Origin of the sequence: Photobacterium gaetbulicola, from assembly GCF_003025515.1 — a bacterium.
Classification (GTDB): domain Bacteria; phylum Pseudomonadota; class Gammaproteobacteria; order Enterobacterales; family Vibrionaceae; genus Photobacterium; species Photobacterium gaetbulicola.
Map to the genome: position 1 here is coordinate 38,074 of NZ_PYME01000016.1, position 23,803 is coordinate 61,876.

Annotated in this window: 19 protein-coding genes and 2 tRNA genes; 12 read left to right on the forward strand and 9 right to left on the reverse strand. The window is 49.5% G+C overall.

The genetic code is table 11. The features are described 5' to 3' along the window. Positions 1–207: 207 nt before the first annotated feature. The 6 genes from C9J03_RS14905 to C9J03_RS14930 form a co-directional block, all read right to left on the reverse strand. Positions 208–1,455 carry an ABC transporter substrate-binding protein gene (locus C9J03_RS14905; RefSeq protein ID WP_044620547.1) on the reverse strand — a complete coding sequence of 416 codons (1,248 nt, stop codon included), beginning with the start codon at positions 1,453–1,455 and terminating at the stop codon, positions 208–210. 4 nt (positions 1,456–1,459) lie between these two features. Next, a complete protein-coding gene (locus tag C9J03_RS14910) occupies positions 1,460–2,905 on the reverse strand; it encodes an ATP-binding protein (RefSeq protein WP_044620546.1) in 1,446 nt (481 codons plus the stop codon). A gap of 29 nt (positions 2,906–2,934) precedes the next feature. Then, the gene (locus C9J03_RS14915) at positions 2,935–3,660 is read right to left on the reverse strand and encodes a response regulator (RefSeq protein WP_039457345.1); all 726 of its coding nucleotides are present in this window, start codon (positions 3,658–3,660) and stop codon (positions 2,935–2,937) included. A 209-nt stretch (positions 3,661–3,869) separates the two neighbouring features. Further along, positions 3,870–4,076, reverse strand: a complete 207-nt coding sequence (locus C9J03_RS14920) for a DUF3283 family protein (protein WP_039457350.1) — start codon at positions 4,074–4,076, stop codon at positions 3,870–3,872. A 184-nt stretch (positions 4,077–4,260) separates the two neighbouring features. Next, positions 4,261–5,034, reverse strand: coding sequence for a hypothetical protein (locus C9J03_RS14925; protein ID WP_044620545.1), 774 nt, complete (start codon positions 5,032–5,034; stop codon positions 4,261–4,263). Positions 5,035–5,273: 239 nt separating this feature from the next. Further along, a complete protein-coding gene (locus C9J03_RS14930; RefSeq protein WP_044620544.1) occupies positions 5,274–5,792 on the reverse strand; it encodes a porin family protein in 519 nt (172 codons plus the stop codon). A 162-nt stretch (positions 5,793–5,954) separates the two neighbouring features. Here C9J03_RS14930 and C9J03_RS14935 point away from each other — a divergent pair, with 162 nt between their 5' ends. From C9J03_RS14935 to C9J03_RS14985, 11 genes are all read left to right on the forward strand, one after another. After that, entirely contained in the window at positions 5,955–7,301 is a 1,347-nt protein-coding gene (locus tag C9J03_RS14935) for an amidohydrolase (protein ID WP_082060419.1), read from the forward strand. Positions 7,302–7,736: 435 nt separating this feature from the next. Then, positions 7,737–7,907 (forward strand): XapX domain-containing protein, encoded by a 171-nt coding sequence (locus C9J03_RS14940; RefSeq protein WP_039457360.1) that lies wholly within the window; start codon positions 7,737–7,739, stop codon positions 7,905–7,907. A 65-nt stretch (positions 7,908–7,972) separates the two neighbouring features. Continuing rightward, positions 7,973–8,683, forward strand: a complete 711-nt coding sequence (deoD, locus tag C9J03_RS14945; protein WP_039457361.1) for a purine-nucleoside phosphorylase — start codon at positions 7,973–7,975, stop codon at positions 8,681–8,683. Positions 8,684–9,076: 393 nt separating this feature from the next. Beyond that, positions 9,077–10,567 (forward strand): lactate dehydrogenase, encoded by a 1,491-nt coding sequence (locus tag C9J03_RS14950; protein WP_044620542.1) that lies wholly within the window; start codon positions 9,077–9,079, stop codon positions 10,565–10,567. Between the two features lie 153 nt (positions 10,568–10,720). After that, a complete protein-coding gene (locus tag C9J03_RS14955) occupies positions 10,721–13,528 on the forward strand; it encodes a hybrid sensor histidine kinase/response regulator (protein WP_044620541.1) in 2,808 nt (935 codons plus the stop codon). A 301-nt stretch (positions 13,529–13,829) separates the two neighbouring features. Further along, positions 13,830–14,237: a substrate-binding domain-containing protein gene (locus C9J03_RS27185; protein ID WP_338064704.1), complete on the forward strand. Its 408-nt coding sequence runs from the start codon at positions 13,830–13,832 to the stop codon at positions 14,235–14,237. 277 nt (positions 14,238–14,514) lie between these two features. Further along, positions 14,515–15,579 (forward strand): alanine/ornithine racemase family PLP-dependent enzyme, encoded by a 1,065-nt coding sequence (locus C9J03_RS14965; protein WP_044620540.1) that lies wholly within the window; start codon positions 14,515–14,517, stop codon positions 15,577–15,579. Positions 15,580–15,632: 53 nt separating this feature from the next. Next, positions 15,633–17,045: a YfcC family protein gene (locus C9J03_RS14970; protein WP_044620539.1), complete on the forward strand. Its 1,413-nt coding sequence runs from the start codon at positions 15,633–15,635 to the stop codon at positions 17,043–17,045. A gap of 470 nt (positions 17,046–17,515) precedes the next feature. Continuing rightward, a complete protein-coding gene (tal, locus tag C9J03_RS14975) occupies positions 17,516–18,466 on the forward strand; it encodes a transaldolase (protein WP_044620538.1) in 951 nt (316 codons plus the stop codon). Positions 18,467–18,548: 82 nt separating this feature from the next. Beyond that, positions 18,549–20,540: a transketolase gene (tkt, locus tag C9J03_RS14980; protein WP_044620537.1), complete on the forward strand. Its 1,992-nt coding sequence runs from the start codon at positions 18,549–18,551 to the stop codon at positions 20,538–20,540. Between the two features lie 226 nt (positions 20,541–20,766). Then, positions 20,767–21,243, forward strand: a complete 477-nt coding sequence (locus tag C9J03_RS14985; RefSeq protein WP_044620536.1) for a TetR/AcrR family transcriptional regulator — start codon at positions 20,767–20,769, stop codon at positions 21,241–21,243. Positions 21,244–21,347: 104 nt separating this feature from the next. Here C9J03_RS14985 and C9J03_RS14990 read toward each other — a convergent pair whose 3' ends face one another. After that, positions 21,348–21,869 (reverse strand): NADPH-dependent FMN reductase, encoded by a 522-nt coding sequence (locus C9J03_RS14990; RefSeq protein WP_044620535.1) that lies wholly within the window; start codon positions 21,867–21,869, stop codon positions 21,348–21,350. 177 nt (positions 21,870–22,046) lie between these two features. Here C9J03_RS14990 and soxR point away from each other — a divergent pair, with 177 nt between their 5' ends. After that, positions 22,047–22,493 (forward strand): redox-sensitive transcriptional activator SoxR, encoded by a 447-nt coding sequence (soxR, locus tag C9J03_RS14995; RefSeq protein ID WP_044620534.1) that lies wholly within the window; start codon positions 22,047–22,049, stop codon positions 22,491–22,493. Between the two features lie 291 nt (positions 22,494–22,784). Here soxR and C9J03_RS15000 read toward each other — a convergent pair. Together C9J03_RS15000 and C9J03_RS15005 are read right to left on the reverse strand one after the other, a co-directional pair. Beyond that, positions 22,785–22,861: transfer RNA gene (locus tag C9J03_RS15000), tRNA-Asp, on the reverse strand. Between the two features lie 128 nt (positions 22,862–22,989). Further along, positions 22,990–23,080 (reverse strand) — tRNA-Ser (locus C9J03_RS15005). Positions 23,081–23,803: the final 723 nt, after the last annotated feature.

The window sequence follows — 23,803 nt, forward strand, 5'->3', positions numbered from 1 at the left end:
TGATGTTTTCATACGATTTTTATATTAGCGCCGCCAGATCAACTTATCGCGGCCTTGCCTGACAGCCGAGCTAATCGCACGCAGTCATGCTACTTGGAGTTACTTGGATATAAGTATATAAAACTTAAAGAGGAAGGCTGTTTCGATTACAAAAAAGGGTTGCCAATACAGCAACCCTTGAGAGAAATCAGCCTATCCATCAAACCACTACATGGCAGATTTCACCGCCCGTGCCAAGCGATCAACCGCTTGCTCGGGATCAGCTGTTTTGGCATTGAAGAAATTGCTTACCACATCAAATATCGCAGCCTGTACATAGCTGGTTGTCGCCAGCCCCTGGGAGACACTCGGTACCAAGCCACCAGACTGGCTGCTTTGCTTGAACACCACCAGCGAATCTTTGGCGCACTGGTCAAACTCGGCCAAGTCCATATCCATCCTGATCGGGATCGAGCCTTTGCTGAGATTGAACGACGACTGGAACTCCTTATCCAGGATTGCCCGGGCTAAGTCCTTCTGAGCTTGGCTGTTGGCTGCATCGGCAAGCTTGAAGAAGGCAAAGCTGTCTATATTGTAGGTAAATAACCCCTGTGTGCCCGGCGCTGCCATACACAAGTAATCCTGGCCCGGCTCTTTGCCGTCAGCCTCGAACTCCCCTTTGGCCCAGTCCCCCATGATTTGCATCGCCGCTTCGCCGCTGCTCACCATGGCTGTCGCCGTACTCCAGTCACGGCCCCGGTAACTGGCGCCGACATAATCTCGCATCCGGCGAAACTGGGTGAAGACAGCGACCATCTTATCGCCGCCAAGGACTGACATATCCAGTTCAACAAACGCACGCTGGTAATCCTCAGGCCCCAGCACCGCCAAGGCTACGGCTTCAAACAGGGTCACGTTTTGCCACGGCTGACCACCATGGGCCAGCGGGACATATCCGGCCTGCTGGATTTTGTCCGCGGCGGCAAAAAACTCATCAAGCGATGTCGGCACATCCACCCCCACCTTGGCAAACACCTTGGGGTTCGCCCATAGCCAATTTACCCGGTGAATATTGACCGGCACAGCGACGTAACTGTCGCCGTACATCATGATCTGGCGGGCAACAGGCGGCAGGATCTGCGACCAATGATCGGTACTTGCCACATCATTCAGATCCGTCAGGAAGCCGAGCCGCCCCCACTCCTGAATATCATGACCTTTGATCTGCGCCGCTGAAGGCGGGTTGCCCGAAACGGCACGGGTTTTCAGCACTGTCATCGCGCTTTCGCCACCACCACCGGCAATGGCAAAATCTTTCCAGTGGTTGCCCTGAGCCTGGATCTTATCCTTCAATAGGGAGACTGATCGTGCTTCGCCCCCTGATGTCCACCAGTGCAAGACCTCCACTTCTCCAGCAGAAGCCGCACCACAGGCCAGCATCAACAAAGCCGTTATCAAGGTGTGTTTCGTGTTCATTGCCTTAATCTTCTTTCAACAAGCGGGGAATATAGACTTTCACTTCCAGCCCGCCATCTACCGCGTTATGGATGGCCATATCACCACCATGGGCATGGATGATATTGCGAGCAATACCCAGCCCCAAACCATGCCCTTCCTCATCCTTCGCCACCCGTACGTAAGGTTCGAACACGGCTTCAAGGGACTCATTGGGAATACCCGGGCCTTTATCTTTGATGATAAGGATCAGCGAGTCTTTCTCATCAACGATGATCAGCCGCACCTCTCCGCCATACTTGACCCCGTTGTCAATCAGGTTGCTAAAGCAGCGCTTCAAGGCCAGCGGCTTCCCCATCAGCGGGGCTATTTTCGTTGCCGGGATGGTCACCTTGACCTGGTGCTGGTTGTGGCGCTCCGCGATGCTAAAAAGCATCTCCTTCAAATCGACTTGGGTCAGGTTCTCATGCAAGTCGGTATCCTTCACCGTCTGCAAAGCCCCTTTGACCATCATCTCCAGCTCATCGAGGTCGCGGTTGAACTTCTCTACTTTGGCATCGTCATCAATCAGTTCGGCACGCAGTCTCAACCGGGTGATCGGTGTTTTCAAATCATGTGAAATAGACGAAAACAGGTGCTCGCGATCATCGATGTAGCGCTGTACCCGCGACTGCATCCGGTTGAATGCCCGTGTCGCCGTCACCAATTCCGTCGCCCCCTCCTCTTTAAGCGGCGGCTGGTAGATATCAAAGCTCATAGCATTGGCCGCATAGGCAAGGCGCTTAAGCGGCTTGGTCTGACGCCGGATCATCAGGAAAGTGAACACCAGCAGCAATGCAGTCATGAACACCATAAACACCAATTGCTGGCCTGTGATAATTTCGTCTTCCAAGGTCACATAAGGTGCTGGCAACAAGGCGGCGATATACAGCCACTCATTTTCTGCCAACTCAAGCTGCACCACCAAAATCGGCGGGTTGAACGGCTCGAGGCTCAGGGTATAGTGCGCCCAAGAGCGAGGCAGATCGCTGAGCAAGATATCATTTTTCAAAACATGTAAGGTTTCGGGACGGGAAAACTCCACCCGGATCACATCCAACCGGGGGAGCTTTTCACTGAGCACTTCTTCAAAGGCCCCGACCGCGGTCCGCTTCATCAGCGAGTCCGGAATGGGGTCAATCAAGATTTCTTCTTGGTTGAAGGAAACGAAAAAGCGGGTCCCCCCCATATTGCGCAGCTGGTCGAGCACAATATGGCGGTACTCCAGGGGCAGGGACTGGAAGAAGGTCACTGTCGAGGCAAACATATTGGCCATGCTGGCCGAGGCCGACTCCAGGCCTTCCAAATCACGTTGCTTCGACTGCCCATACCAAATACTGGTTGCGATAACCTGGGCAAGAAACACTGCCAGCAGGGTAAACCAAAGCGTGCGGGCCAACAGGGACTTTGGCCACCACTTTCGAATATTCATAGTTAAAACCACAAGCTGTGCGAGGTTGTTTATTCCTCGTAGGTGACCTCGGCATTGAATGAGTAACCATTGCCGCGGATTGTCTTGATCAAGCGCTGCTGAGTACCCTTATCCCCCAACCGCTGGCGCAACCGGCTAAGTTGCACGTCAATACTGCGCGCCGACGGGGTTGCCTCACGGCCACGGGTTGCAAAAGAGATCGTATCACGATCCAGCACTTCGTTCGGACGCGTCAAAAACAGCATCAACAAGGCAAAATCACTGCCGCTAAGCTCGTAATCTTTCTCTTTATCCAGATCGTACAGACGCTGGGCGGCCGTATCCAGGCGCCAGTTGGCAAACCTAATCGCTTTGGGGGCAGACGGCATCTGCTGGGCTTCGGTTGGCTTGACGCGACGCAGTAACGCTTTGATCCGGGCCATCAACTGGCGAGGGCTAAACGGCTTGGCAATATAATCATCCGCCCCAAGCTCAAGGCCAATGATTTGGTCCATTTCATCTGATACGGCAGTCAGCATAATAATCGGCACATCGGACGTTTTACGAATGTATTGGCACAAGGTAAAACCGTCATCCCCCGGCATCATCACGTCCAGCAAGATCAAATCAGGGGTCCCCATCGCTAGACGGCGCTTCATTTCCTCCCCTTCGGCAGCAGTTACAACCGTAAACCCCGCCTTGGTAAGGTATTCGTCCAACAACTCACGAATTTCCTGATCATCATCAACAACAAGAACCTTCTTGCTTGTGCTCATTACATCTTCCTTCTGCCCTAGCAAGGGAACCCCCAAGCATGACTATACACTCTTCATGGCAATAACATGCCGAAAAGCAATATATTAGCGCCAAATACATACCGTTCGCTAACATATCAAACTGAATCAAAAAAGGCGCGTACTGCGCCTAATAATCATGATCTGAATAGATAAAAATGACAACCGTAGCAACATCCCGCCACTAATACTTATGCAACGCCCATCTTAATCTTGTACTTCGCAACTGCTTGTTCAAAAAACTCACGTTCATCGTCGTCATCGATATTACCCGCGACCTCAACGAATACCTCGTAGCCTTTCTTGCCGTTCTTCACTTGCCAAACGGAATAAGCCGCCTGCTTATCCAGTTCCACCCGATTTTTTTCTGCTTCAGAAAGTAACGTCAAATTATGCATGCTGAAATTCCTACCCCGATCATTGCGTTGGCGATTCTAGCGCAAACACCGGCCAGACCCAAGCAACTTCACGGCCTATCGCTTAGCGACGATCGAGGGGGGGGGCAATACCAACAAAAAAACCCGCGCTTCCTTGTGATAACCAGGAATAACGCGGGCTTGGTCAAGCAACCGTCATGCTCAGCTAAAAGCCAAGTAGCCACTTAAAGGTAATGAAGAATCCGGCGACGACCGCCATTGTCAGCGCCACACTGGCCACCGGACCTAACGTCGCGGCACACGGGTTATTGATGGCATCAGCCAAAGTTGGCTCTTCGAACTCCACCTTCTTCTGTGATTGAATCAGCTCGTTAACGTAATGGTCGATGGTATCAATTGATTCTTCGACCGAATCAATTACTTGTGCACCTAGCCAGCGCTCTTGGTCTATCAACTGCCCCGACTCGACATGGCGTACTCCGGAAAAGCGTCCGGTACGGCGGTCGACAACCGACACAGCCATGTAGCCCTGATCTTCACTCCACACCCAGCAAGGCAGATAGTTACCTTCGATATTCACCTGGCTGGGGAAAGGAAATCGTGCATTGCTCACGATATCCAGCAGCTTTTCTTTTGCATCACACAGTGAGTGCAATTGCTGAATACAGGTTTCCAACCAATACGGAAAATTATTGCGAAAAGCACTCTGGCGAAGCGGAGCAAGCCGAGACGCTCCTCTTACCACGAAATCGGTAATATGCTGGCTGACATTACCTTGATTGGGCCAACACAGCTGGGCTGATGAAGCGGGCAAGGTCAAGCGTTGACAGATAGTACCTTTCGGAGATACAAATTTCAGTGCCTGCTGGCAGTTTTCCATCGAAGGAAGATATTCAATGTGCCAGGGTTTCGCGACTTTTCGCATACTCGCCCGGTATACCTGCTCAACCGTGGATTGGTAATGCTCGTAGTTGCTCATCGGGCACCTCCGGGTGGTTATCTGGACAGACCTTATTGTACAAAAAAACGCTCTTCCTTATGGTGATCAGAATCTTGTTTTGAATAACCGGTAAAAAGCACCACAATGCGATAAGATCAAATCCCTTTTGTCATGTTATCTATCAGTTATGCCAAACCTGCACTTTAAGAAGTTCCCGCCAAGCCCAAAAGATGCCCTATTCCATACTGGCAACATAACCAGTGTGGAAAGCCAACTGACTACAAGCCGGCACTGATCCCGAACAGGATCGAGTTGTTGGTTACATCGCCCATATCGCGATATTCATAATTCAGCGACAAATCGATAAACGGCAGCATGGTAAAAACCACTCCCGCGCCACCTGCAAATCCCCAACCATCGTCACTTTCTCTTGGCTGACCTGACTGGTCGACATCATAATCATAGTAATTAGTACCGAGCTTGCCGTAAACGCTTCCGATCACCAAAGGCAAATCTGCCCGTAGCGTAAGCGGAAAAGCCGTGTAGTCAATTTCATTTTTGGCACGTTGATTGGGCGCGTCGACATCGGCACTGCCCTGCACCACACCGGCATGGACACTAAAGATATCATTAAGATGATAAGCGCCATTTATACCATACTCGACGCCCGTATTATCATTACCTTGGTATTCCACCCTGGCGCCACCAACAGTCGCACCGACGGAGAAACCCAACAAATCTGCCGAGGCGGGTGCTGCGCTGAGCAATAACGTTACCGCTAACCCTATTCTTTTCATGCTTCCTGTCCTTCGAAAATAATCCCATCACATCCTTATTATGGGTAGTGCGTATTGCTGCAAATTACCAATCCCATTGTTGTTTTCCGTGCAGCAGCTCAACCAAGCCTATAATCAAACAACTGGCTTTTCATTTACCTCTTGTCGGAGGATGACTCGTTGATGCCCACTACCGTGCCCAAAGAACTCATGCGCTATCTTGCCGCAGTAAGTCTGCTTGCCCTGATTGCCTGTGACAGCATGGACGATACGCCAGACGCCGATACCATTTATTTCAATGGCAACATTCTCACCTTGTCACCACATTCCCAGAAAGTCACAGCCATTGCCTTTAAGAACGGCAAGGTCCAGGCGATAGGTACACGTATTGGAGTTATGCGCCACCAAGGTGATATCACCGAGGTGGTTGATCTAAATGGCCAGACCATGCTCCCAGGATTTTTTGCCGGCAACAGCCAATTTTCTAAATTGCTCGAACAGACTGGCAGCATTGAACAAAGTCTAGCGGCCTTTGCCAGCCAGGGCATCACAACCTTGGTGGATATTGATATCGATCGAAAAGCACTTGAAACCCTGCTCACCCAGGCAAACGCAAATAAGCTGACGCTGGATATTATTGCGATCCCCAGCGCCAGTGAGCTGGAGGCTTTGGCCGGCAGCGATCAGATTAAATTCGGCCAATATAGCAACCGGCTAAAGATAGCCGGCTTCACGCTCAAGCTAGATGGCACCACAAAAGACCTTACCGCTTGGATGGCCTATCCCTACCAAGAGAACCCCGACTTACCCGCCCCAAATTGGCGCAGTAGCCCATTGATGCCCTTCAGCCAATTTCATGCTCTCTTTCAACTGGCCGTCGAATATGAACGCCAGCTGTTCATCCACGCAGTAGGCGATGCCGCTATCGACGCCATAATCCAAGCAAGCTATGACCTCAAAATCAATGCCGGGCAAGATCAACGTCACGTCGTGGTTATGTCGCGTTTTATGCGCAATAACCAAATACAGCAATATGCCAAATTGGGGCTGTTCGGCTGTTTTGACACCAGCAACATCTACCTAGATGGGGTGGACGATGTCGATAAGCTCGGCCTTGGCCGGGCAAACGGGCAAAGCCCGATCAAGCAAGCCTTGGAAGAGGGTCTATCAGCCAGCAACATCTGCTCTCCAGGCCCCAATCCATTCGACACCACTTTTGCCCTTTGGTCCGCTGTCAACCGGGTAACCAAAGAGGGAGAAATCATGGGCAGCGGATTACGCCTCTCAGCGCTGGAAGCGTTAACTGCCATGAGCAAACATGCGGCTTTCCAGTTTTTTGAAGAAGAGACCAAGGGAGAGCTGGTGCCCGGCAAACAAGCTGATGCCGTGATCCTCTCTGACAACCCGATGGCAATTGCCCCCGGGTTGATTAGAACTATCGAGGTTGTCGCAACAATCAAGCAAGGTAAAACAATTTATCGCCGGCCTTCGGCTTCGAAGACCCAGAAGGGGGATCCTCCGACTAATTAACTGGGCTGGCACTATGTCAGATAGGGGGCGAATTAAACAAAAAACGGGGAATCCATAGCAGATTTTGACTTTAGCCCCAATGAAATCCATTACAACATCACATTTTTGCTCACACTGTTTCAGCTTGTTTCCTTACTTCTCACCAAACACCACAAGCACACATAAACCATCAATTTTCAACAACTTAAGCATCATTTTTGATTCCATTTTATGTTATCCTTCCAACATTCACGCAAACGATACCCCTCACCCTTTCAACAGATTTGGTAATCAATGGTGTGTTTTTGACTAACAGCTCAATAAAGTGTGATCATGATCGCGAGATTTGCGGACATCCTTGCTTACACTTTAGCCATCAAAACGACAACGCTAACTAAGGCGCCAACAGAGCAGCCCACGACGTCGTAATACACAATGAACATAGAGGGTAAACACATGAATGAGATTCTGCTTGCAATTTTTGCAGGATTAATTGTTGGTCTATTTTTCTCGGCCATTAAACTTCCGCTGCCTGCGCCACCGGTGCTACCAGGCATTATGGGAATCGTCGGTGTTTACCTTGGTGGCATTGCCTACCAAAGCATCGTTGAGCGTTTCTTCTCTTGATACGCAATTGAATAGAAACGACACAACGAAACTATAACGTACAAACAACATACCTGGAGTGAATTATGGCTACCCCACATATCAATGCTGAACTTGGTGATTTTGCAGAAACAGTCCTGATGCCAGGCGATCCGCTTCGTGCGAAATTCATTGCTGAAAATTACCTTGAAGACGTTCAACTTGTTTGTGACGTTCGCAATATGTTCGGTTACACCGGTACATACAAAGGCCAGCGTGTCTCTGTAATGGGTCACGGTATGGGTATCCCGTCATGCTCTATCTACGTACACGAGCTGATTAAAGAGTTTGGTGTTAAGAACATCATCCGTGTAGGTAGCTGTGGGGCTGTACACGACGACGTTAAACTGATGGATGTCATCATTGGTATGGGCGCGTCAACAGACTCTAAAGTTAACCGTATTCGCTTCAACAACCACGACTTTGCCGCTATCGCTGACTTTGGCCTGCTAGAGACCGCTGTTAACGAAGCACGCGCACAGAATGTTCCTGTTCGTGTGGGTAACGTTTTCTCTGCCGATCTGTTCTACAGCCCAGAAGCTGACCTGTTCGACAAGATGGAAAAACTGGGCATGCTGGGTGTTGATATGGAAGCTGCGGGTATCTACGGTGTGGCAGCTGAGCTAGGCGCCAAGGCCCTGACTATCCTAACGGTTTCAGACCATATCAAGCGTGGTGAAAAACTAAGCTCAGACGATCGCCAAAAATCCTTTGCACAGATGATGAACGTTGCACTGGAAACGGCAATCAAGCTGTAACGAACCTACCTGTGGCCGGTGTACCCCCGATTCATCGGCCACGCCTTATTGTATGTCCAAGTAACTTCATGTTATTTGGGGATGCACTCATACCAATACCATCTGACCAGATGGTATTGGTATGACAGACAGTGAGAATTATTAGTCTCTACAGTATTGCTTTGCCTTGCTATCTCGCAGCTCAAAATTTTGTAAAATGTGGCGTCTTACACAATTTGAATGGCACTCTCCATAGAAGGCCGGCGTAGGTTGCTAGACAAGGTCTGTTGTAGACACTAATGGTACAGAGTAGGGAAACCTGCTCTGTACCACCCCCCTAAAGGGCTCTCTCCCCTGCCAATAATTATACATAACGCGCTTGTTGCTTAAGCCCATGGATAAGGTTAGGCTGACATGATGAATACACGCCGTATCGACAACCACGATTCATTACTCCCGCAAGCCTGCAGCGGTCATCAACTTAATCATTGTAAAACCGTCAGCTGCAGCAATTTCGGTTCGATCGACACGCATAATTACGTCCTTCAACGTAACAACCCCAACAAACCCATGCTGGTTTGTAAAGAGTGTGGAGCTTTCCCTCCGATCATCAATAACCATGATGTGGTCGAAGAAGCCCTGCGTCTTAAACAACAGCAAAACAGCGGGATGCCGGCATGTAGTAACCCTGAGTGTGAAAACCACGGGCTGCCAGTACTGACCCATCGCCACCTATACCATGCTTTTGGCTTTAGTGGTGACCGCCAGCGCTATCGCTGTAAATGCTGCCATGCCACCTTTGTGGATCGTTGGTCGGGATTCAATGGCAAGAATCAAATCCAGCAGAAATTATTGGCGATGCTATTTACTGGCTATCCTGTCAGGGATATCTGCCGTCGCTTGAATATGAATCCCAAATCGTTCTACGATCAGCTGACACATATTGCCAGCCGCTGTCGCCGCCAGCTAGCAATGTTCGATGCTCGTTTGGTCAAAAATGCCCCCCAGCTTGCTCTCGCATCCAATATCAGTGAGTTACAACCCAATAGTGAAAACGGTGTACTCTGGGTAGCCAGTTGCGAAGCCGAGTCAGGATATGTACTGGCCCAGGACATCAACTACCAGCCCGATGAGCACGAAGAGCGCAGCGAGTGGCATGACCCCTACACCGACGGGGCACGTTTTATGGCAGCCCCTCCAGCGCAACTGATCGAAGCCCAGCCACCGCAGCCGCAAGGCTTGCTTGCCCACATCGATGCCGTTTACCGGCAGATCATGGCGCGCCCCAATTTTGAGGACCCCCTTTCGAGCAAGCCTCGACTGAACTATCCGTCTAAAGGCTGCTTGATCAGGCCGCAATACACGGTCTATGCCCACTATATGCACCTGCAGCAGATGCTGAGCGAGAACAAAGAACTGGCCATTTATATGCCGCAGGAAACCTTGCTACGCTCGGCCTGCATCTCCATTTTTTCCGACCGTATCAAGGACAAAACCATACACCCGATCTACGTCGAAACGGATCCCGACTGGCAACACGGCCAACCGGCAGGCCGGATTGACATTGTGCTGATGGGGTGGTGGCGTGATCGCTGGGCCTTCACACGCCACCAAGAGATCAGCAAAGGGATCTGTCATCTAGGCGGCGCAAAAGGCGATGAAGGAAAATGGCTTGAAATTGCCACCCACAAAGAGATAACTCGCTACCAGCAGCGCTTCCAAGATCATTTCAGTCACTTCATAAACGAGCCGCGCCGTAAACTTCGGCCAGGTGGTCTTTTGCCTCTGTTGGATATTTACCGTGCATGGCATAACCTGTGCCACCAAGATAAAGACGGCATTACCCCAGCCCAGCGCATGGGCCTGGTGGCAACCCCACTGACCCTCGAGCAACTGCTTAGCTAATTTTTCTTGGTCGGTTAGGCCAACCAAGCAAATAATGACGGGGAGATCCAATTTCTCCCCCTCGCTTCACGGTTGCAGTTGATCAATTCATGGAAGATATATCACACTCGTTACAAAGCGTTTTATAAGCGGTAACGAAATGGATTTTCACGGATGATACCAAATAGAATTAAGCCAATCTTACTTGGGAGTATGCTATTTATTGGCATCGTTCCAGCCTTTATCTATAACTGGCTCAGCAGCGATAAGCTAATAACGGTAGCGACCGAGCAAATAGCCAAAGGCCTGAGTAGCCGCACTGCACTTGCTGCGCACAACCTCGATGACATTCTTGCTCAGCGACTACTCAGTATCCGTAAACTGGCCAGCTCCCCGGTGTTTGAGCTCCCGCTCCTTGCCCGCGATGAGACACGGCTACCGGGCCAGCAGACGTTTATAAGCAACTATCTCAAAGAGCTGTCTTCAGTTGACCCGAGCTTCAGCCAACTAGACCTGCTAGAGAGACACCAAGAGACATTAACCATTATCGCCAGCTCTGCCAAGACCCAGCCAGCGGAACTAACCCGCACCCTGGAACAAGCCGGACTGGAAGATATTCACCGCCGGTTGGCGGCCCTGAGCAATGGCAGGGCATCGCTTCTGGTCTCACAGGTGCAGTACAGCAACAACACCGCGTACCTCTATATCATCAGTTCAGTAACGCATCAGCACCACACTGATGATGAGCACGAAAACTATCTGCTGATTCGCTACCAACTCAACGAGCTCAATACCCAGCTAACCTTCCTCGGCGAGCAGATCAGCAACAGCGACTACATCATGCTGATCAACGACAAGGCAGAAATCATCCTCTCCGGCCGCCACCAAGGCCAAGACCTGGCCATATTCGATGACTTCAAAGCGTATGTCCATCAGCAGTTGCCGCTTTCCCAGCAGCATAAGGCAACTGGCCAGCAGCATTCAATCGACATGAACAGTTTTACCAACCGCCAGGGCCACGCCATGGTCACAACCCTGGCTCCACTCAACGTCAAACTGCCGGGTCGGACAAACTGGTATCTCGCTTCGATCACCCCCAAACACACCGTCACGGCAACCATCGACTACCTACAGCAGTACTTCATGCTGGCCCTGCTGATCACTGCAGGTATCGTCGTCGTGTTGTCCCTGATGCTAACAAAGCACATCACAGCCCCCATCGCGGCCCTGACCCGGTTCGCGGCCCAGTTCAAACTCGGTAACTATAGCCGGCAGAACAACTTCAAGGGGCCATATGAGTTCAAAGTCCTGCACGACGCACTCAACCAAGGGGCCAACAAAATCGCCCACGATACCCAGCGCCTAAACCAAGCCCTGCACAAAGCTGAATCCGCCGATAGAGCAAAATCGGTGTTCCTGGCTAACCTATCCCATGAAATCCGAACCCCGATGAACGGGATGCTGGGTCTCTCACAGCTACTGCTCAAAACGGAACTCAGCAAAGAGCAGGAGCAACATTTGCGCACCCTGCTGGAGTCCGGCAAGCATATGATGGCACTGCTGAATGATATTTTGGATTTCTCCAAGATTGAACAGGGCCAGTTGAAACTCAACCCGACCCATTTTTGCTTTACGGACCTCGTCGGGGCAATAGAGAGCACCTACCACTCCCTTGCCAAGGAGAAAGGCATTGAATTTGATATCTATTGCGACTTCGACCGCCGCCAGTGGTTCTATGCCGACAAGGCTCGGATCAGGCAGGTGTTGTTTAACCTTATTAGCAATGCCATTAAGTTCACCGAAAAAGGCAAGGTGACAGTATCCTTGTCCATAACCGCAGGTGAATCGAGTGGCGACCAGTACCTCCATATCCAGGTCTCCGATACTGGTATAGGGATCCCAGCCGACCGAATCGGGCTCATTTTTGACCCGTTTGCCCAAGCCGAAGCCTCAACCAGCCGCCGTTTTGGCGGAACGGGATTGGGCCTGAGTATCGTTAAGCAGCTGGCCCAGCTAATGCGAGGGAATGTCTCGGTTTCCAGCGAGCAGGGCGTTGGCTCCGCTTTCCGGGTCGATCTCGTTTTGCAACCGGGTCATTACACCAGCGACGAGAACAGTGATATCAGCGTTGACAATCTGGACTTTGCCAATTTAAACGTCTTGATTGTGGAAGATAACCACCTCAATGTGCTGATCATCGAAAGCTTCCTCAAGCAGCGAGGATTTATAACATCCACAGCCGAGAACGGTGCCGAAGCCCTGAAAATCCTCGAAAGCCAGGCCTTTGATCTGATTTTGATGGATAACCATATGCCAGTCATGGATGGTATCGAGGCGACCCAGCGGATCCGAAAACTGCCACCTCCGGCCAGCCAGACGCCGATCTTTGCCTGTACCGCCGATGTGTTTGCCGAAACCCAGCGCAATATGCTCAAGGCCGGCGTGGACTGTATGCTTACCAAACCACTGGATGAAAGAAAGTTAGTCGATGCCCTGCAGCGTTTTAAGAGCAAGATCACCCATATGGCTCGGCTACGCTCGGATCTGGAAGCTGAGGGGCTGGCCCTTCCCCATGAAGCAGCTTCCCCCCACGACAGCAGTCAGCCAACAAACGGCGTGGGCAACCTTAATCCAGACGGCTTTAAGCAAATCGACCTGACAAGCCTGCTAGAGATGATGGACGACGACCACGATATCGTATGCCTGTTCCTGCAGATGTTTGCCGACGAGCATAGCCTGGATATGAAAAAGTTAAAGCAAGCCCTGGTTGCGCAAGATTTTGATTCAGCGCTATTGATTAGCCACTCACTGAAAGGGGCATCAGGCAGCATCGGTGCCATCTATGTACAGCAAACTTCAGCAGCGGTCGAAAAGAATATCAAGGCCGGTATCCCTCCTTCGGATGAGGTTCTTTCATTGCTCGAACAGCGATTATCGCTGCTGATTGAAGAGATTCACTATCAGGTAGCCCTCACCACTTGATAACGCAATGCCATTATTCTTCCTGTTTAATGGCATTGCACAATAACCCGTTTATTCCTGACAGATTATTATTTTTCTGTTGTGCACCTATTTGGCTTGAATATTAAAACCAATAATAAGAATGAGAATATGAGATGCGAAAAATTAATGACGTTGACATTAAACTCCTCCACTTATTTACGACAATCGTTGATTCAGGTGGTTTTTCCGCTGCACAATTTAAATTAAATATGCACCCATCAACAATTAGCACCCGAAAGTCTCTATTAACACCGATATCTGGGATTCCTACCAAATAGAGATGATGCTGCTTGACGGTAAAACAGAAGTAGGGATCACCTCTTCCGAAGTCCCCAAAGACGGCTTAAAATACACCTACTTGTTTAGCGAAAGACAGTGCCTGTACTGCGTACCCGACCACCCAATACTCGCTATCTCAACGGAGATCACTCCCCAGGAGCTCCGACAGTTTCCAGTTGTAGAGCGTGGTCTGTCCCACAAAATCACACCGCTTAGCGGTACCAAAGATCTGCTCCATCTTGCCTGCAGTACCAACATGGAAGCCACAGCCCATCTCATCCTATCCGGCAATTTTGTTGGTTATCTGCCAGATCACTACGCATCGATTTGGGCGCAGCGAGGAGAAATGGTCAAAGTTAACGCCCCCTTCTCTGGAGTATTTTGCCAAATTTCATTTGACCACCCTTGAATCAAAAGAATTATCAAAGGCCGCCGCTGAATTAATTCGTGCCATCACCATTTCGCACCAACAGCAACAATCACCGCTCCTCCTATCCAAATAACAAACTGTGTTTTAAATACAATTATTCTTACCGTGGGATAAAATTACTTATCCCGCGGATATTATTTCATTAAAAATAATACATTGTCATTTTTCAAAGTAACCATACAAAACTCATTATTTATCTTCACCCATAAATAGTGCTCAATAATAACAAATAACAATATTGCCTAAAGGTAATAATATGAGCACTTACCCTTGCATTAATATTCATTTAAATACGATCACCAAAAATACTCAGAATATGGTTTCCGCCTGCCACAGCTACGGCGTTTCCCCCGCTGGCGTAACCAAACTGGCCTGCGCCTATCCGGAGGTTGGACAGGCGATTATCAACGGCGGAATTCACCTGCTGGCCGATTCACGCATTGCCAATTTAAAAAAAATCCAGCGACTTGATGCGGAAAAAATGCTGTTAAGGATACCCGCCATCAGCGAGGCCGACGATGTGGTGCATTATGCCGATATCTCCCTCAACTCAGAACTCACGACATTGGAGGCACTGTCTGACGCGGCAGTCAGGCAGCATAAAACTCATCAGATTATCCTCATGCATGACTTGGGTGATCTCCGCGAAGGAGCGTTCTATGAAGAAGAGACGATCGCGCTTTCTCACAAAGCGATGGCGATGCCAGGCATAGAGGTCGTCGGTCTCGGCACCAACCTCGCCTGCTACGGTGGCGTGGAGCCCACTGCAGAGAACCAGAGCAAACTAGTCAGCCTCGCCAGACAGATTGAATCTGAACTAGGCATCACGCTGAAGTACATCTCCGGCGCCAGCTCGGCCGCTCTGCCCTTGATGCTCAATGGTCAGCTTCCACAAGATATCAATCAGCTCAGGCTCGGGGCATCACTTCTGATGGGTATTGGCTTAAACGATGATCCAATCCCCAATACCCAGCAAGATACTTTTGATCTCACGGCCGAAATCGTCGAGCTCAAAATAAAGCCTTCAGTACCGATCAATTCCACCGCCCTTGATGCCTTTGGCAACAAGCCTGAGTTTGTTGACCGGGGATTACGCAAACGCGCCATTTGCGCAATCGGCAAGCAAGATGTCGATATTAGCGAGATCACCCCCAAAGACAAGGACATCATCGTTATCGGCGGCAGTAGCGACCACCTGATCATCGACATCAATGACAGCCAGACAGACTACCACACTGGCAGCCTGGTCGAATTCGAGCTCTCTTACGGGGGTGTCCTGCAATGCATGACATCCGAATACGTCACCAAACGCTTCATTTAATTTCGACCCAACTCATGCAGGATCGCACCACAACCTCCTGCTAAGGAAGCACCATGCTAAAAATTAAAAAGTTTCCCAATACATTTACCATCCTGTTCTTCTTGATAGCATTTTTTGCCATGCTGACCTACATACTGCCAGCAGGGAAATACACTCGCGAGATGAACGAGCAACTCGGCCGTGAAGTCCCTTTACCTGGCTCGTTCCAAATCATTGAATCGTCGCCACAAGGGTTTTTCGACACGCTAATGGCCCCCATTTCCGGTTTTTATGATCCTATCAGCGGCGTCATCGGGGCCATTGATGTCAGCCTCTTTGTCCTGATGGTCGGTGGCTTCTTAGGGATAGTCACCAAAACCGGGGCAATTGATACCGGTATTGCGCGGATCATGGTGCGGCTGAAAGGCAAAGAGATCTATATGATTCCGATCCTGATGATTCTATTCGCGCTCGGCGGTACTTCCTACGGTATGGCTGAGGAATCACTGGCATTTTACGGCCTACTTATCCCCATTTTCATGACTGCACGCTTTGACCCTCTGGTGGCCGTAGCCGTGATATTCGTCGGTACCGGGATCGGTACCCTTGGCTCAACTATCAACCCGTTTGGTACGGTGATCGCCTCTAACGCAGCCAGCGTAGACTTCCTCAGCGGCGTAGAACTGCGTTTCGCGATTCTGGCAATCGCCCTGGTTGTCGGTATCGGCTACGTCATGCGCTACGCCAAAAAGGTACAGAACAATCCAGAGTCATCGCTGCTTGCCCACCTGCGTGATGATCACGAACAGCATTTTCTTGGCAACAAAGACACCACCAGCAACTTGCCGGTACTTACCGGTCCGCAGCAAGCGGTACTGGTACTGTTTATCCTGACATTCACTATCATGATATACGGTGTATCCGTTCTCGGTTGGTGGATGGCTGAGATGGCAACCCTGTTTATCTTCATGGGGATCCTGTGCGGGATTGTCGGCCGACTGAGCGAAGATGACCTGATTAACTCGTTTGTCGCCGGCGCAGCCGATCTTATCGGGGTTGCATTAATTGTCGGTGTTGCACGCGGTATCGTTGTCGTAATGGAAGCGGGCAATATCACCGATACCATTCTTAACTATGCCGAAGGCCTTGTTGCCGGCAAGAGTTCGGTACTGTTTATCAACACCGTCTACGGAATTGAAATGCTGCTATCGTTCATTGTACCGTCGACCTCCGGCTTGGCAGTGATGAGTATGCCTATCCTGGCGCCATTGAGTGATTTTGCCAACACTGGCCGCGAATTAGTCGTTACCGCGTTTATGAGCGGAATTGGTACTGTCCTGTTTGTTACCCCAACTTACGGTGTACTGATGGGCGGTCTGGCCATTGCACGTATCCCTTATGTAACTTGGCTGAAATTTATCGCACCGCTGGTTGCCTTCTTTGTTGCGCTAAACTGTATCATCCTCTCCATCGGCGTCACCATGTAACCCTACCTACCAGCAGTCGGCCCCGGGAGTATCGCCACTCCCGGGGCCGCTCGTTTCTGCCTGTAAATCGTCAACACAAAGATATCCATCGCTAAGCAACAACTCACCGGCCCTCTACCCAGCTAATATCACGCCCGAAACGAACATATGATCCGCCTCATGAGCATGCGCTCAACACAAAAGCATCCTGCATATTCCTTAAAGGCTATTTGCACTGTTGAATTATTGGTCTTTAAGCACCTAGACCAGATAAAACTGAGATCAAAACACAGTTTGAGCACTTTTATGATTGACAAAATATGTCAAAACGCTAATTATCGAAGCATCAATTGTTCTTAAGCACTCCATCCGCTCATCGGCCATGTTTTTGGTCTGATACGGAAAGGTTAAGAAAGCGTAATTATAACTTTGCCAGCAGGATTTTTTAGCTAGCATTGAAACAATGCCCTACGAGGATAAGGTCGGAATATATGAGTACTAAACTGGAACAACTGCGCGCGCTAACTACTGTTGTTGCTGATACAGGTGACATTGAAGCTATCAGTAAGTACAAGCCGGAAGATGCGACCACCAACCCATCCCTGATCCTAAAAGCGGCTCAAATTGCCGAATATGCCCCGCTAATCGAACAAGCCATTGCTTACGCCAAAGCACAGAGTGACAACAAAGAACAACAAATCCAAGACACTTGTGACATGCTGGCTGTAAACATCGGTAAAGAAATCCTGAACGTCGTACCTGGCCGTATCTCTACCGAAGTTGACGCACGTCTTTCATACGATACAGAAGGCAGCATTGCCAAAGCCCGCCAGTTGATCAAAATGTACAACGATGCAGGCATTCCAAATGACCGTATCCTGATCAAACTTGCTTCTACTTGGGAAGGTATCCGCGCTGCTGAAGTTCTGGAAAAAGAAGGCATCAACTGTAACCTGACCCTTCTATTCTCATTTGCTCAGGCACGTGCCTGTGCCGAAGCCGGTGTTTACCTGATTTCGCCATTCGTTGGTCGCATCATGGACTGGTACAAAGCCAAAGAAGGCCGTGATTTTGAAGCTGCTGAAGATCCAGGCGTACTATCTGTTAGCAAGATCTACAACTACTACAAAGAGCACGATTACAACACAGTGGTAATGGGTGCGAGCTTCCGCAATACCGGCGAGATCCTTGAGCTTGCAGGCTGTGACCGCCTAACTATCAGCCCGCAGCTGCTTCAAGAACTTGAAGATGCGCAAGGCGAAGTGGTTCAGAAGCTAACGCCTGCCACTGAAATCAAAGCACGTCCAGCGGCGATGACGCACGCAGAGTTCCTATGGGAGCACAACCAAGACGCAATGGCTGTTGAGAAGCTAGCGGAAGGTATCCGTAACTTCGCCACCGACCAGGGCAAGCTAGAAGCCATGATTGCAGAGCGTCTGTAATCCTGCAGATATAATTTTAGAAAGCGGCCATTTGCCGCTTTCTTCCTTTTTCGATTTAGACAATTTCATAATGGATACAAATATGGAACGTAAAGTGTTGGCAAATGCAATCCGTGCCCTGAGCATGGACGGTGTACAGCAGGCAAACTCTGGTCACCCGGGTGCACCTATGGGTATGGCGGATATTGCTGAGGTATTGTGGCGCAACCACATGAACCACAACCCACAAAACCCTGAGTGGGCTGATCGCGACCGCTTCGTGCTGTCCAACGGCCATGGTTCAATGCTGATTTACTCGCTGCTTCACCTGACAGGTTACGAGCTATCAATTGATGATCTGAAAAACTTCCGCCAGCTACACTCGAAAACCCCGGGCCACCCTGAGTACGGTTATGCACCGGGTATCGAAACCACAACGGGTCCACTGGGACAGGGCATCACCAATGCGGTGGGTATGGCAATGGCTGAAAAAGCCATGGCAGCCCAGTTCAACCGTGACGGTCACGATATCGTTGACCACTACACTTACGCTTTCATGGGCGACGGCTGTCTGATGGAAGGTATCTCTCACGAAGCGTGCTCGCTTGCGGGTACCCTAGGCCTTGGTAAACTGATCGCGTTCTGGGATGACAACGGCATCTCTATCGACGGTCACGTAGAAGGTTGGTTCTCTGACGATACGCCTAAGCGTTTCGAAGCCTACGGCTGGCACGTTATCCCAGCAGTAGACGGTCACGATGCAGACGCTATCAACGCAGCAATCGAAGCAGCAAAAGCAGATCCTCGCCCAACTCTGATTTGTACCAAAACTATCATCGGTTTCGGTTCACCTAACAAGTCTGGCTCTCACGACTGTCACGGTGCACCACTGGGCCACGACGAAATCGCAGCGGCTCGTGAATTCCTAGGCTGGAACCACGGTCCATTCGAAATCCCTGCTGACGTTTACGCTGAGTGGGATGCCAAAGAAGCGGGCGCGGCGAAAGAAGCGGCTTGGAACGAAAAACTAGCAGCTTATGAAGCGGCTCACCCAGAGCTAGCAGCTGAGTTCAAGCGCCGTGTAAACGGTGAACTACCTGCGCAGTGGGAAGAGAAAGCGAACGCTATCATCGCAGATCTTCAGGCGAACCCAGCAAACATCGCATCTCGTAAAGCCTCACAGAACGCACTAGAAGCGTTCGGTCAGATGCTACCTGAGTTCATGGGCGGCTCGGCTGACCTGGCACCTTCTAACCTGACGATGTGGTCTGGTTCTAAGTCACTGGAAGCAAAAGACTTCTCTGGCAACTACATCCACTACGGTGTGCGTGAGTTCGGCATGACCGCGATCATGAACGGTATCGCGCTGCACGGTGGTTTCGTTCCATACGGTGCGACTTTCCTCATGTTTATGGAATACGCACGTAACGCAATGCGTATGGCAGCACTGATGAAAGTGCAGAACATCCAGGTTTACACTCACGACTCTATCGGTCTGGGTGAAGATGGCCCGACTCACCAGCCGGTTGAGCAGATGGCATCTCTGCGCCTGACTCCTAACATGAGCACATGGCGTCCATGTGACCAGGTTGAGTCTGCCGTAGCTTGGAAACTGGCTATCGAGCGTAAAGACGGTCCAACAGCGCTGATCTTCTCGCGCCAGAACCTGGCGCAGCAGGCGCGTACTGAAGCACAGGTTGCTGACATCACTAAGGGTGGCTACATCCTGAAAGACAGTGAAGGCAAGCCAGAGCTTATCCTTATCGCCACTGGCTCTGAAGTGGAGCTAGCGGTAGAAGCGGCTGCCCAGCTAACGGCTGAAGGTAAGCAAGTACGCGTTGTTTCAATGCCATCTACCGATGCATTCGACAAGCAAGACGCGGCATACCGTGAAGCTGTTCTGCCATCAGACGTAACGGCTCGTGTTGCCATTGAAGCGGGTATTGCCGACTTCTGGTACAAGTACGTTGGATTCGACGGCCGTATCATCGGTATGACAACCTTCGGCGAATCAGCACCTGCAGGCGAGCTATTCAAGATGTTCGGCTTCACGACTGAAAACGCAGTTGAGACAGCTAAAGAATTGCTGAGCTAAGTTAGCCAACATTAAGTAAATAAAAGGCGCTAAGTGAATCACTTAGCGCCTTTTTTATTGTTCTTTTCGCCAAAATCATTTATCGGGTAAAAGCAGCGGTAAGCACTCTCTAAGATTTTGACATTGATACCCACTCAAACCTTACAGTACAATGAACCGTAAAATGATAGCGCATCTTTTCTTGCAAGCACCTTTGGGTGTTTAACTTCGACGTAGGACCCCATTGATGGCAAAAGTAACCCCAGAAGAAGCATTGAAAACCCGCCAGCGAATTTTGGATGCAGTCATTCAGTGCCTGCTAGACCCTCAGGTCGGTTATGAAAAAATGACCTACACCCGCTTGCAAACCATGACAGGTATTTCGCGTGGCGGTATTCTCAATCACTTTGGTAAAAAAGAGCACTTTCTATTAGCGCTTGATGGCAGGATTTTCAATACCGTACTGAATGAACTCGATTTGTCGAGCAGAGACGCCTTCAGTTCATCGTTTGAGTCAGCCCTAGCTCGCCCGACATTTAATGCAGTCATGCAGTTACTGCTCAATAATGCCTCGCACCATGTGGCTATTGAGTACGCAAAGCAGGCATGGCGGGATCTTGAGGACCTTATAGAAGAGAAGCTCGGAGCCGAGGTAAAAGAAAACGATCTTCCCCGCTTGCTCGGCCGCAGTATCTTTATGCTGACAACAAGCAAGGCAGCCTAAGGCTTAATATCATCAAGCCCCGCCATTACTGGCAGGGCTAGCGGAAAAGTTAAGGCATTTCAAATATACCCAAGCATCATGAAATTACTTGGGTATATCGGTAATTAAATTTTGCGCATGACCGATTTAAGTTCTTCAACTAGCTCAATGTTCGATAGCTCACCTTTTTCAACATCAAAATTGTCATAGAAGCTTGGTACCGATAATGAGCCTCTTACTTCTGCATCAAAAAACGGCGCTGATTCCACAGCCGTCGACAATACTGATTTTGCACCGCCCGGACCTGGTGAGGTAGAAAGCATAATAACGGGTTTCCCCTGATACACTTTCATATTAATCCGTGATGCCCAGTCAAAAATATTCTTATACGCCGCTGTATATGACCCATTGTATTCAGCGAATGAAATCACCACGGCGTCTGCTTCACCAATCTTGCTGAAAAAGCGCTTGGCATGTTCATGAACACCCGAGGATTTTTCTCTTTGCTCACTGTAAATAGGCATATCAAAATCATTCAAATCCAACACTTCAACGTCTGCACCTTCGGCCAAGCCTGCAGCGTACGTCGCGAGTTGTTTATTGATGGATGTGGTACTGTTTGTTGCGCCAATTGCCAAAACTTTCATTATTACCCCTTAAAATTTAACCACTTAACTACTGTCGCTTGTTGGTATGGAAAGGATGATAAAACCTCAAGTTAGGTTGAGGTAAAGCTTTTTTTGTGGCTAAATTAAAAATAATGGGACAGCCCCTAATTCAACTTAGCTAGTGTCTGTGCAACAGCATGAGGCGGAGAAATTAACATGAGCATGACCGTCGGCCAGGTAGCAAAACGCTCTGGTATTAATGTTTCTACCCTGCATTTCTACGAAGAGAAAGGCTTGATTGTGAGTTCTCGGGATCACGCAAACCGCAGGCTCTATGATCGGCAAATCTTGCGCCGGATCGCGGTGATCAAAGCCGCGCAGAATATCGGGCTTTCACTGCAAGAGATCTCTGAGGCCCTATCAGATCTGCCCAAGCATAGAGCGCCTAAGCAGGAAGAATGGGAAAGGCTCGCACGAGACTGGAATAAAACGCTCGAGGAGCGAATTCAGGCACTAAAAAGCCTGCAATCGAAGCTGAGTAGCTGTATCAACTGTGGCTGCCTGTCACTTGGCACCTGTGAGCTTTACAACCCAGAAGACACCAAGGGCATCTATGAGCCAGGAGCAAGGCTGGTGAGCACTGACTCAGATAACCAATCATAATCTAGTGTCACAAAAAGCCTCGTATTTCGTCGGGGATGCCTAGTTAAGGGCTTCAGTGTAGTGGCGGAGCGGCCGGGCTTGCGTCCAAGCGGGACTCATCAGTCCGCAGGACTGACGCCTATGTTCAACGCATACAAGAAAGGCCCAGTCTTTCGACTGAGCCTTCAGTGTAGTGGCGGAGCGGACGGACTTGATGGTCCGGCACCCCGGCCCGCAGACAAAAGTGCGCAGCACTTTCGGGAGCGTTAGATACAAAAAAGCCCTCGTCTTTCGACAAGGGCTTCAGTGTAGTGGCGGAGCGGACGGGACTCGAACCCGCGACCCCCGGCGTGACAGGCCGGTATTCTAACCAACTGAACTACCGCTCCAATTCTGTGTGAAACTCAGCTTAAAACCTAGTTTCTAGAATGTGGTGGAGACGCTCTGGGCATGGAGGATTTGAACCCTGCTTACCCAAAAGCTCAAATAACCAGTATTGCTACTGACTATTAGAATGTGGCGGAGAGATAGGGATTTGAACCCTAGATACGCTATTAACGTATGCCGGTTTTCAAGACCGGTGCTTTCAACCACTCAGCCATCTCTCCGTAAGTGCGGCATATGATAAGTTGCTTAAGGCCAGCTGTAAACCCCAAAAACAGCCAACTGGTCACAATACAATCAAAAACAACATTTTTATGAAGACATCACGAAAGAACAGGTTTCATCAGCAGGATGACTTAACAACACACCAACTACGTACCTTAATGAGCCTGTTTATTTACCATCACACTACAAACAAGAAACACGTGTAGATTTTAAAGAGAGAATTTGTTAGATAAATACATCGTAAGTGTTTACACCAAACCTGTTCTATTCACTGCACGGGAATTAATATTTGTTTTGCTCGGCAAGATGGCTCTTTATTTTCTAATTCGCCGAATAAAAAAATATATTTTATATCTTACAATAATGTGAAGAGAAATAACCATAATGTGTAATAACTTGCACACAGCATGATTTAACACAAAAAAAGATGATGTAAATATTTTTTGGCACTTGTATGTATTTATTTTCCTAAGAACTAATATAAAACAGTAGGTTACAAAATAAAAAATGCCTGATAAAAAAGACACCCCAAAGCGCAACAAAATTAATATTAAAAACTGGAACCAAGATCACAGAAAGAGATGATGCACTTATGCATCATTGTGATACCGGTTCCATAGAAACACAGGACAATGCACACGGATGCTAAGCGAAATTTGTGACTGCCAGCTTATAACATGCCCTAAATGTGGCCAGCGTGATAATTTTTTAATTAACACAGA

Coding starts and splice junctions, on each gene's coding strand:
- tal (WP_044620538.1), top strand. CDS start 17,516: ATGAGTACTAAACTGGAACAACTGCGCGCGCTAACTACTGTTGTTGCT.
- C9J03_RS14950 (WP_044620542.1), top strand. CDS start 9,077: ATGATGAATACACGCCGTATCGACAACCACGATTCATTACTCCCGCAA.
- C9J03_RS14910 (WP_044620546.1), bottom strand. CDS start 2,905: ATGAATATTCGAAAGTGGTGGCCAAAGTCCCTGTTGGCCCGCACGCTT.
- C9J03_RS14930 (WP_044620544.1), bottom strand. CDS start 5,792: ATGAAAAGAATAGGGTTAGCGGTAACGTTATTGCTCAGCGCAGCACCC.
- C9J03_RS27185 (WP_338064704.1), top strand. CDS start 13,830: ATGATGCTGCTTGACGGTAAAACAGAAGTAGGGATCACCTCTTCCGAA.
- C9J03_RS14935 (WP_082060419.1), top strand. CDS start 5,955: ATGCCCACTACCGTGCCCAAAGAACTCATGCGCTATCTTGCCGCAGTA.
- tkt (WP_044620537.1), top strand. CDS start 18,549: ATGGAACGTAAAGTGTTGGCAAATGCAATCCGTGCCCTGAGCATGGAC.
- C9J03_RS14990 (WP_044620535.1), bottom strand. CDS start 21,869: ATGAAAGTTTTGGCAATTGGCGCAACAAACAGTACCACATCCATCAAT.
- C9J03_RS14920 (WP_039457350.1), bottom strand. CDS start 4,076: ATGCATAATTTGACGTTACTTTCTGAAGCAGAAAAAAATCGGGTGGAA.
- C9J03_RS14925 (WP_044620545.1), bottom strand. CDS start 5,034: ATGAGCAACTACGAGCATTACCAATCCACGGTTGAGCAGGTATACCGG.
- deoD (WP_039457361.1), top strand. CDS start 7,973: ATGGCTACCCCACATATCAATGCTGAACTTGGTGATTTTGCAGAAACA.
- C9J03_RS14965 (WP_044620540.1), top strand. CDS start 14,515: ATGAGCACTTACCCTTGCATTAATATTCATTTAAATACGATCACCAAA.
- C9J03_RS14955 (WP_044620541.1), top strand. CDS start 10,721: ATGATACCAAATAGAATTAAGCCAATCTTACTTGGGAGTATGCTATTT.
- soxR (WP_044620534.1), top strand. CDS start 22,047: ATGAGCATGACCGTCGGCCAGGTAGCAAAACGCTCTGGTATTAATGTT.
- C9J03_RS14905 (WP_044620547.1), bottom strand. CDS start 1,455: ATGAACACGAAACACACCTTGATAACGGCTTTGTTGATGCTGGCCTGT.
- C9J03_RS14915 (WP_039457345.1), bottom strand. CDS start 3,660: ATGAGCACAAGCAAGAAGGTTCTTGTTGTTGATGATGATCAGGAAATT.
- C9J03_RS14985 (WP_044620536.1), top strand. CDS start 20,767: ATGGCAAAAGTAACCCCAGAAGAAGCATTGAAAACCCGCCAGCGAATT.
- C9J03_RS14940 (WP_039457360.1), top strand. CDS start 7,737: ATGAATGAGATTCTGCTTGCAATTTTTGCAGGATTAATTGTTGGTCTA.
- C9J03_RS14970 (WP_044620539.1), top strand. CDS start 15,633: ATGCTAAAAATTAAAAAGTTTCCCAATACATTTACCATCCTGTTCTTC.